Origin of the sequence: Collinsella sp. TM05-37 (assembly GCF_003436455.1) — a bacterium.
Taxonomy (GTDB): Bacteria; Actinomycetota; Coriobacteriia; order Coriobacteriales; family Coriobacteriaceae; genus Collinsella.
On sequence record NZ_QSPN01000029.1, the window covers coordinates 1 to 8,608 of the forward strand.

The window sequence follows — 8,608 nt, forward strand, 5'->3', positions numbered from 1 at the left end:
CCCGAGACGGGCCCGGGCTGACAATTTCGACTGTAATGGACGTTCTTGAATGACTAGTCGTTTAAGAACGTCCCCAATGACTATCTTGATAAGCGCGGAAACATCGCCAGTTGAGCATAAGTCAGCGAAAACGCCCCCAAGCGAGCAAGGTGACGTGAAAGAGGAGGGAAGCGTACTTCGGTACGCGACCGACGATTGAACGTCAGATTGCCGCTTAGGGGCGTTTGCAGCGTCGACCGGTCCGCCGTTCGTTAGAACGGCGGAACCAAGGGCGCAGCGTCGGCCCGTTACACGGTTTGGTAAAACCGCGTAACTTACATCACCATGACGTAACGGCTACCCACGTAGTACTGCTTACCCATCAAAACCGGCTCGCCATTGGGGCCGATAAAGCCGGCACGCAGGTTGAGCAGCGGATCGTGCGGAGCAATGCCCAGCTCAGCCGCCTGCTCGGTATTGGCACGAACGGCCTCGACCGTGCGGTAGCCAACCGAGACAATCGGCGTTCCGCCAACACGCTCGACCTCGGCAAAAATCGACTTGTCCTCAAGATCGGCCGTCAACAGCTCACGGTAGGCGTCAAACGGCACAAAGACGTTTTCCTCAAAGATGGGCTCACCATCGGCCGTACGCACGCGTTTGATATGCAGTAGCAGCGCATCCTTCTGCAGACCAAAGAACTCCATCTCGTTTTGGCGCGCCGGAACGATCTGGCGATCGACCACGTGCGCACCGGCCTTCATGCCGTTGCCGGCACACAGCGCGGTAAACGTCTGCAGCGTCGAGGCATGGAACTGACGATTGATGTGCGGTGTGGAAACAAAGGTGCCGCGGCCCTGTTGCTTAACCAGGTAGCCATCGGAGCACAACTCCTCGACGGCGCGACGCACCGTAATTCGGCTCACGTCGTACTGCTCGGCAAGCTCGAGCTCGGACGGAATACGCTCCTTGGGTGCATAAACACCTTTCTCGATCGCATCTTTGATTTCGTCATAAATCTGCTGGTAAAGCGGTGCATTTTTGGGTGCAGGCATATCTAATCACTCTTATCGAAATATCGAAATAACTAATACGTATATAACGTCTAGTTTCATGTTACCTCATATTGATAAAACGATACACCCCACCTACCAAAAAGCGACAGCTTCATTTTGGTAGGTTTTATCTGGGCAAACGAAAGTCCCTCGAAAGCAACGGGGCTTTCGAGGGGCTCATGCGGAAGGGTTGCGCCGGGCCGGCAAAATGCCAATACCCTACTTGCCGTCGTCCTGCTGCAGGCTGTCCTGCTCGCTGAGGCGCGCCTGCCTGCTGGCCATGCGCGCGGGCTTGTCGGGATCGGGAACGGCCGTGGGCATAGGCTCGTCGACATGACCACCCCACCAGCCACCCACAAAGTTGAGCGTGTGGAACACGTTGATCACGGCTCCTGGATCAACGTCGCACACCAGCTTGATAATGTCCTGGCTCTCGTAGGTCGAGACAACGGCGTGCAGCAGGTACATCTTTTCGCGGCTGTATCCGCCGACGACCTCGGCGCAGCTAATGCCGTGCTGAAAATGGTTTACGTAGGCAGTCATGACCTCGTCTGCCTTACGCGTCGTGATCTGCAGCGTCACGCGATCGTAGCGACGATAGAAACTGTCGATGGTCTTGGTCGAAATAAACTGGAACACGATGGAATACGCCGCATTGTCCCAGCCAAACATAAAGCCAAAGATCGCCAGGATAGCGCAGTTAAAGCCAAAGATGACGCCCCAGATGGTCTTGCCTGTATGGTTGGAAACCCACAGCGCGATAAAGTCGGTGCCGCCGGTGGATGCGCCGGACTTAAGCGCGATGGCGGCGCCCAGGCCCGAGACCACGCCGCCAAAGATGATGAGCATGATCTTGTCGCCCAAAAACGGGGCGAAGTGAAAGATGTTGAGGAACAGCGACGAGAGCATGACCTGCATCATCGAGAAGATGACGAAGCGCTTGCTGATGCCGCTCCAGCAAAGGAGCGCCACGGGGATGTTGAGCGCGAGCATGCCGAGCGAGATGTCGATATGAACGCCGCCGAGCGAGGTGACGCGATCGAGCAGGACCGCGACGCCGGTGAGGCCGCTCGGAAGCAGGTCGGCGGGGCGAATGAACGCCTGAATCAGAAATGTCTGGAGAACGGCGGAGATGGTGACCGCCACGGCAGTAATGGCGCGGCGGACGATGGTGAGACGGCCGAGCACGAGCACGCGGTCCGTGAGCTGATCGATGGCGTTCGCCACGTAGGCTCCTTTCGAAGGCAGATGTAATTGTGGGGCATGCCGGCGATTGTAGCATGGAGCGCGAGAGGGCGCTTCAATTCACCCTCTCTCGACAACCAAAACGAGCCAGCAGCTCCCCAACCAAAGAGCCAAATTCTAAGTGAGTAGGCTTTTCGCGACCTACCAAGCACACTCAAAACAGCCACCTCTCCGACCTGCGGTTTTACTAAGGCAGATACGCTTTGTGCTCGGCATGTGCCAAAAAGTCTACTCACTTAGTCCGAGTCGAAGCCAAACGGATCTAAATTGAAGCCAAAATGAGCCAATCCACCGCAAGAGACGTGTGAATCCGCACTTCTTGCGGCGAATTGACGCTACAAAGCGGTCAGAATGTCGGCGAGGTTGTCGATGACGGCGTCGGCTCCCGTTTGGTCCAGGTTAACGCCCTCGTGCGGACGCAGTGCCAGGACGCGGGCGCCGGAGCGCTTACCGGCCTCGATGCCCAAAGGCGAGTCCTCGATAACCAGGCACTCGGCAGGCTCCACCCCCAGCGCCTCCATGGCACGCAGGTAGATCTCGGGGTCGGGCTTAAACGCACTGCACTCGTGACCGCTGATGGTGTAGTCCAGCACGTCGGCGATACCGGCAATCTCCACCAGCTCGTCAATGAGCTCGCGATAGGACGAGCTCGCGATGGCACACTTCACGCCGCGCTCGTGCAGCTTGCGCATCACCGGCTCCGTCTGCTCGTTGAGAAGCTCGGCATACGGAACGGGGTGGTCCGGGCTGTAGACCTGCTTGTACTCCACGCGCAGGCGCTCGCGCAGCTCAACATCGTCGGGCACCAGCGCCTTCCAAATGGCGGGCTCGTTAGACCCCGAAAGATCGGGGATCTCGTCAAAGTGGAAGCCCTTCTCTTCCATAAATGCCACGCGGCGACGGTTGTAGAACCACTCGGTATCGACCAGCACGCCGTCCATGTCAAACAGCACTGCCTTGATCATACGCATCTCCTCCCACCTGCCAAAAAGGGACAGGTTTATTTTGGTAGGTTTTATCTGGGGTTTTGCGACACGACAGACACGCCCTCCCCAGAGCAAAAAAGGGGACGGGGCGCAAACCCCATCCCCTCTCAATCAACCCGTAAGGTCTACTTACTTGTGATTAGTAGGAAAGCTTCCACATGTAGCGACGCATGGTCAGCGGGTGCTGACGGGCCTCGGCGATCTGGTTGCCGTACTCACGCATAACGGCGAGGTGCAGCAGCGGGTTGAAGTAGGTGATGACGCTCGCGGGCACGGCGTCAGCCAGGCCGTAGTCCTTGGAGTCGATCAGAGCGACCTTGGCGCCCATGCGCTCAAGGAAGGTGAGGGCGCGGGCGTCCATCGGACGGGTAGCGCCATCGGACATGAAGAAGACGTAGGGCTTACCCTCGGTGGAAACCTCGAACGGGCCGTGGAAGTACTCGCCGGTGTTGTAGGCGGCGGCGTCGATCCACTGCATCTCGGTGAACAGGAAGGCGGCATGAGAATAAGCCATCTTCTCGGAGGCACCGGAAGCCATGAAGTAGATCATCTTGTCGTCCTTGAAGTCCTCGGCGAACTTCTTGGCGAGCTTCTTGCAGGACTGAGCAGCGTTCTCGCAGAGCTCAAAGACGTTGGTGAGGCCGGTGATCATGTCCTCGTAGTGGTCATAGCCCTCGGTCTGCTGAAGAATCTCGAGAGCAAGAGCGATGGCGTAGCCGGGCTTCTCGCACTTGGCAGCGAAGTTGGCGTGGAAGCCGTGAACGATGACGTGGTCGGCGTCGACGGTCAGAGCGGAGCCAGCCTTGTTGGTGAGGGAGACGACCGGGCAGTTGTGCTTCTTGGCAGTCTTGTTGGCCTCGACGGTCTCGGGCGTGGAACCACCGAGGGAGCAGGTGATCACGAAGGTGTGCTCGTTGACCCAGGAAGGCGTGTCGTAGTTGAACTCGTTAGCGGTGAAGATCTGAACGTTCAGCTTGTCCGTGTTGTTGGCCAGGAAGTACTTGGCGGGGTAAAGGTCGGACATGGAAGCGCCGCAGCCGACGAAGGCAACGCTGTGAATCTCGTGGTTGGACAGGACGTCAGCGACGATCTGCTTAGGGAGGTTAAGGTCGATCTCGTACATCTGACACATTCCTTTCGATTTTTGCGGCGCCACTTTGCCGGACGCACGCAGGGTTACCGTGGTTAGGACCGAGTCGCCGGCCCGTTGAGGATGTGACAAAGGAACTGTCCCTTTGTCACATGTTAGGGATGGAAGCCTGCCTGGGGTATGGGATGCCAGGCAGGCCCCCGGGGGAAGCATTGGGTCGCGACTAGGCCAGGATGCCGGCCGCGGAGAGGGCGATGCCGCCCACAATGGCGATCACGAGAAGCCAACCGGTGTTGACGTTCTTCTTGATGAGCCAGTACATAAGGCCGGTGAGGCCGAGGGAGATCATCTGGGGCATCATGCCGTCCAGGATGTCCTGGATAACGACGGTACCCTCAGCGAACTGCAGCGGGGTGGTGGCGCCGATCAGCGTAGCGATCATGCCGCCCACGGACATAAGACCCACGATGCCGCAGACATACATGAGCTTCTCCATGAGGTCGCCGCCCTGAAGCTTGCTCAGGTACTCGTGTCCGCCCTGATAGCCCATCTTGGCTGCGAACCAAGTGATCAGCACAGAGGGGACGATGGAGATGAGCATAGCCAGGATCGGGCCCATGATGGAGCCCTGCTGAGCCAGCTGAACGCCCAGGCCAAAGGCGATAACGCGGATGGTGCCCTGGAAGAAGGAGTCACCGATGCCGGAAAGCGGACCCATGAGGGAGGTCTTGACCGCGTTGATCGAATCGGGATCGAAGTTCTCGGGATCCTTGGCGTACTCCTCCTCCATGGAGGCGGAGAGGCCCAGGATGAAAGCGCTCGTCTGCGGGGTGCAGTTGTAGAACGCCATGTGACGGTGGTAAGCCTCTTTCTTAGCAGCGAGCTGCTTGGGATCGGACTCATCCGGATAGAGGCGATCGAGCGTGGGAACCATGCCGTAGAGGAAGCCCATGTTCATCTGACGCTCGTAGTTCCAAGAGGCCTGGATGGCCCAGGAGCGCCAGAAGAACTGGCTGACCTTCTTGTTCAGGGACACGTCCTTGGTTGCGGTTGCCATAGTGTGTTCCTCCTTAGTCTTCGTCGTCTTCGAGCGGATCGTAGTCGGAATCGACACCGGCGGCTGCATGGGAACCGTTGAACTTGAAGCCCATGAAGACGACAGCCAGGCACACACCGATCAGAGCGACCGCGATGACGGACAGGTTGAGGTAAGCGGCGAGCAGGAAACCGATGAACAGGAACGGAGTCATACCCTTCTTGATCATCATGGTGAGCAGCAGGGCCAAGCCGTAGGCGGTCATGATCTTGGTCGAAACGTTAAGACCAGTGGACAGCCACTCGGGAACCATGTTGACGATGGCCTGAACCAGGTCGGTGCCAACAAAGACGGCGAGGAAGATCGGCAGGAAGTACATGACGGCGTACAGACCGGAGCCGGCGCAGATGTGCATGCGGTAGGCGGTCTTGAACTTTCCGTTATCGATCGCGCTATCTGCCACATGGGTGAGGGCGGCGATGATGGAACGGAACACGATGCCGAGGAGCTGACCCAGGACGGCGACCGGGATGGCGATCGTCATGGCGGTCTCGGCGGAAGCATCGGTCAGGCACGCAAAGGCAGCGGCCACGATGCCGCCCAGGACCATATCGGGCGGAACGGCGGCGCCGACCTGCACCAGGCCCATGGACACGAGCTCGACGGCGGCACCGACGGCAAGGCCGGTGGGCACATCGCCCAGCAGCAGACCGACGAGCGTAGCGCCAACGAGAGGCTGCTCGAAGTTAAGACGACCGAGCAGGCGGGAGTCCCACATGCAGAACACGCCGACGAGGCCGACGAGCACCGCACTGATGAACGTATTCATACCCTTCTCCTTTCAGTCAGGCAAAAGCCTGGTTGATTACAGCTTGGCGTCGATGTCGACGCTCTGATACGTAGGGGTCTGCTGGACGTAGAGCTTGATGCCCATGTCGAGCAGCTGGTTGACGTCGGACTTCTGGGTGGCGTCGAGGAAGACGGAGCTGTCCTTGCCGCCGACCTGATCGGCACCGTCGTGGTTGGCGGTGGCGCCCAGGTTGATGGCGTCGAGCTTGTAGCCCTGGCAGAACTGCAGCATCTCGGCCGTGTTGCCAAAGACGAACATGACGCGCTCGCCGAGGGTGTTGAGCTTGTCCATCTTGGCGAGGGCACGCTCGACGGTGAAGACGTTCAGGCGCACGCCCTGGGGTTTGGCCAGCTTAAGGGCGCCCTTCTTGATGTCATCGTTGGCGGCAGCGTTGTCGACGACGATGATGCGCTCGGCCTGGACCTTGGTGGTCCAGGTAAAGACGACCTGGCCGTGCAGCAGACGGTAGTCAAGACGCGCGAGGACGATCTTGGCGGGACCGGAGCTGTGACGGGACGCCTTGGCCTTCTTGGCGGGAGCCGCGGCGACCTCGACCGGTGCGTTGGGGTTGGTCAGACCGGTGCGGGCCTCGTTGATGAGGGACGCGAGCTCGGCACCCTTGACGGGGACGGGGCTCATAGCGAGCGTGAGCGCCAGCGGGATGTTGAAACCGCTGACAACCGTGAACTTCGTGCCGTTCTTGGAAAGCTCGACCATGTTGTTGTTGACCGAGCTACCGAGCATATCGGTTAGCACATACACGGTGTCGTCCGCGTTGAACGTGGCGATCATAGCCTCAACCTTATTGGTGATGGGCTCCTTGTCGTCACGAGCAAGCGACACGACGTGGACGTTCGACACGTCGCCGAGAACCATCTCGAGCGTGTCTTTGGCGCCTGCGGCCAGGCCGCCATGAGATGCGAGAATGATCTGATTCATCTTGCCTCCTCCTTTTCGTTATGGTCATTATAACGTCTTATACGTTGCGGATATTGATAATTAGTATTTAAACCGTTCGCGGGTGAAAAACGACCGTTGGCGGGTTTAACGCAATCGAAACGATGGTCTTGGGTAGGCCGGCGCTGGCTGGATAACCCCAGGTCGGACGCCGCGCGCAACCCCCTATCGCACGAAGTACCAGGGGCTTTCCTGCACGGTGGGCTCCAGCGCAATGCCCGTGCGCTCGCGGAAGAGATCCATGTCCTGCGATTTCTCCGTCCACCACGCGTTGGGCTTAAAGGTCATGCTCTCAACGACATGACCGACAAACACACTGTTGCGCAGCTTGGAAAAGTCGGTGTTCATAATCACGATGGACGCGAGCACCAAAACGATGCCCAGAACTTTGATCGCGCCGGCGGGCTCGGCGTAGACACCAATGCCCAGCAGTACGGTGACGACTGTCTCGAATGACATTACGACGGGAACTTTCGACGTCTCGAGCCCCATGGACAGACCCTGCATATATAAGATGTAAGCCACGGCTGTGGGGATGAGTCCAAAGCCAAGGAACAGCAGCAGCAGCTGTGGCGACATTGCCGCGGCGACATCCGGCCACGGAGCCGCGATAGCTGCCATAACCGCACCGCCAAAAACAAAGCCCCAAAACGTGACAGCCAGCGGGTGGACCGTCTTGGTTGCTATCCGGCTAAACACCGCGAGCGACGCACCGCAAAGGCCTGCAATCACGCCCGACGTGACGCCCCAAACCGAAAAATGAAAACCGGAAAGGTCGCCATTGGTCACCGCAAGCACACAGCCAACGATGTTAAAGACAATGGCAACGAGCTTGTTGAGGGTCACGTCCTCGCGATAAAGGACGCGGCCGAGCGCGACGCCAAACACCGGCGACGTGTAGAGCAGCACCGATGCCGTGGACATGCCCACCTCGCGCATGCACTCGTAATAGCAGGTGTTGGCGGCAGCCAAACCGACGATACCGACAAGCGCGCAGGAAACAAGCTCTTTAGGGCTTGCCTTGAACAGGGTCAGCGGACCCTGAACCACGGTAGACCCCTCACCCGGACGGCAGCCCATAAACATCAGGACCGGCGCCAAGATAAGCGCTCCGACCAACAAGCGAAAGGCAGCCATGCTCTGGGACGAAACGCCCATGGCCGAGATGCCGTTTACAAAGATTCCGATGCTGCCCCACATAAGCGCGGCGATCAGCACCAGCACATAGCCCAGATTGCTCCTCTTCAACGCAGCCTCCTCAGTATTATTTCCAATATGTTTCATGCTACGTTATAGTCGTTATATACATTTTTCAAGGCACAAATCGGCGAACGGGAAATCTCTCGACACAAGGAGTGTCCCCAACTGCCGGCACAGACGATATGAGCAGGACATAAAACATTGAGAGCC

At 58.5% G+C, this 8,608-nt stretch carries 8 protein-coding genes; all 8 read right to left on the reverse strand.

Features of this window, described 5'->3' with window-relative positions; genetic code table 11:
• Positions 1 to 314: 314 nt before the first annotated feature.
• Positions 315 to 1,034, reverse strand: coding sequence for a GntR family transcriptional regulator (locus DXD48_RS09815; RefSeq protein WP_117565046.1), 720 nt, complete (start codon positions 1,032 to 1,034; stop codon positions 315 to 317).
• Between the two features lie 219 nt (positions 1,035 to 1,253).
• A complete protein-coding gene (locus tag DXD48_RS09820; protein ID WP_117565047.1) occupies positions 1,254 to 2,261 on the reverse strand; it encodes a YitT family protein in 1,008 nt (335 codons plus the stop codon).
• A 353-nt stretch (positions 2,262 to 2,614) separates the two neighbouring features.
• On the reverse strand, positions 2,615 to 3,244 hold the full coding sequence (locus DXD48_RS09825; RefSeq protein WP_158548982.1) for an HAD family phosphatase: 630 nt from the start codon (positions 3,242 to 3,244) through the stop codon (positions 2,615 to 2,617).
• A gap of 160 nt (positions 3,245 to 3,404) precedes the next feature.
• The gene (locus DXD48_RS09830) at positions 3,405 to 4,388 is read right to left on the reverse strand and encodes an SIS domain-containing protein (protein WP_233514992.1); all 984 of its coding nucleotides are present in this window, start codon (positions 4,386 to 4,388) and stop codon (positions 3,405 to 3,407) included.
• A 190-nt stretch (positions 4,389 to 4,578) separates the two neighbouring features.
• Positions 4,579 to 5,412, reverse strand: a complete 834-nt coding sequence (locus DXD48_RS09835; RefSeq protein WP_035136780.1) for a PTS system mannose/fructose/sorbose family transporter subunit IID — start codon at positions 5,410 to 5,412, stop codon at positions 4,579 to 4,581.
• Between the two features lie 13 nt (positions 5,413 to 5,425).
• Positions 5,426 to 6,220, reverse strand: coding sequence for a PTS sugar transporter subunit IIC (locus DXD48_RS09840; protein WP_006235136.1), 795 nt, complete (start codon positions 6,218 to 6,220; stop codon positions 5,426 to 5,428).
• A 36-nt stretch (positions 6,221 to 6,256) separates the two neighbouring features.
• Positions 6,257 to 7,180: a PTS mannose/fructose/sorbose transporter subunit IIAB gene (locus DXD48_RS09845; RefSeq protein WP_117565050.1), complete on the reverse strand. Its 924-nt coding sequence runs from the start codon at positions 7,178 to 7,180 to the stop codon at positions 6,257 to 6,259.
• A 183-nt stretch (positions 7,181 to 7,363) separates the two neighbouring features.
• Complete coding sequence (locus DXD48_RS09850; protein WP_117778793.1) at positions 7,364 to 8,446, reverse strand: DMT family transporter; 1,083 nt, start codon at positions 8,444 to 8,446, stop codon at positions 7,364 to 7,366.
• Between the last annotated feature and the right edge of the window lie 162 nt (positions 8,447 to 8,608).

Excerpts from the sequence above, each read along its gene's own strand:
- DXD48_RS09815 (WP_117565046.1), bottom strand. The coding sequence starts at position 1,034 with ATGCCTGCACCCAAAAATGCACCGCTTTACCAGCAGATTTATGACGAA.
- DXD48_RS09825 (WP_158548982.1), bottom strand. The coding sequence starts at position 3,244 with ATGATCAAGGCAGTGCTGTTTGACATGGACGGCGTGCTGGTCGATACC.
- DXD48_RS09830 (WP_233514992.1), bottom strand. The coding sequence starts at position 4,388 with ATGTACGAGATCGACCTTAACCTCCCTAAGCAGATCGTCGCTGACGTC.
- DXD48_RS09835 (WP_035136780.1), bottom strand. The coding sequence starts at position 5,412 with ATGGCAACCGCAACCAAGGACGTGTCCCTGAACAAGAAGGTCAGCCAG.
- DXD48_RS09840 (WP_006235136.1), bottom strand. The coding sequence starts at position 6,220 with ATGAATACGTTCATCAGTGCGGTGCTCGTCGGCCTCGTCGGCGTGTTC.
- DXD48_RS09845 (WP_117565050.1), bottom strand. The coding sequence starts at position 7,180 with ATGAATCAGATCATTCTCGCATCTCATGGCGGCCTGGCCGCAGGCGCC.